This is a genomic window from Vibrio sp. Y176 (genome assembly GCF_033438945.1).
Window position 1 is genome coordinate 1 of record NZ_JAWOQS010000382.1, and the last position, 779, is coordinate 779.

At 40.6% G+C, this 779-nt stretch carries 1 protein-coding gene and 1 pseudogene; one reads left to right on the forward strand and one right to left on the reverse strand.

Going from position 1 to position 779, the window contains the following annotated elements:
- Positions 1-213, forward strand: a pseudogene (locus R7O13_RS26190) (cation transporter); the annotation flags it as partial.
- A gap of 106 nt (positions 214-319) precedes the next feature.
- Here R7O13_RS26190 and R7O13_RS26195 read toward each other — a convergent pair.
- Positions 320-613: a hypothetical protein gene (locus R7O13_RS26195; RefSeq protein WP_228764081.1), complete on the reverse strand. Its 294-nt coding sequence runs from the start codon at positions 611-613 to the stop codon at positions 320-322.
- Between the last annotated feature and the right edge of the window lie 166 nt (positions 614-779).

Consider the following 779-nt stretch of genomic DNA (forward strand, 5'->3'; position numbering starts at 1 on the left):
GACGTTTTAGAAATTGAAAAAGTATCTGACCATCAGCTAAAACTGGCTGGCATAACGAAGGTTGGTCAAGAGCTTCGCGTGAACATTGATCTACACGTTGATGATGACATGATTGAACTCGACACTCTTGAACAAACTCGAAAACAGCTAACCACGCGTCTGTCGAAGCACAGATTCAAACTGCAACTGAACTTAAACGTAGCGAATTGTTAGAACACGAAACAAAAGTCAGGTATTTCTATCATAAAGCACCTAAATTGAGTGTTCAGTCTTTACGAAAATAAAAAAACCGCCAGTAACGGCGGTTTTTCTTTGTGGTTCAAGCTAGATCTTTGAAGTCTACTCGGCCAATTGAGCGGTTTACGTACTGGAAAATGCTCATTGGAGCAGATGTTTTGTCTAGGTGGTTAGGAATGTTAACTGCTCGATAGCTAACATCGTCCTTAAAGCCATACTTTTCCACCAATTCGTTGTCGATAAGCCGATGAATGAGAGCAATCGCCACATGTATACTGAGCCCTGTTCTCTGCGAAATATCATCTGCACTGAGCCCAAAGTGCTTACCCTCATATATACGACCTCGTACCAGTTCGTGATATAGATTCATAGCCATGCTTTTCAAAGTCTTTCTATTTAATAAACCAAGCATACATAACCTTTTCTTAGCTACGTCAAAATGTCACATATTCAGTTTTCTTCTCAACCCTCAAATCAAGCTTGTCTCGGGCGCTCGGGATTACTCCAAATTTTTAGTAAACATCCAATACAGCCTTGATGGT

Coding starts and splice junctions, on each gene's coding strand:
- R7O13_RS26195 (WP_228764081.1), bottom strand. CDS start 613: ATGGCTATGAATCTATATCACGAACTGGTACGAGGTCGTATATATGAG.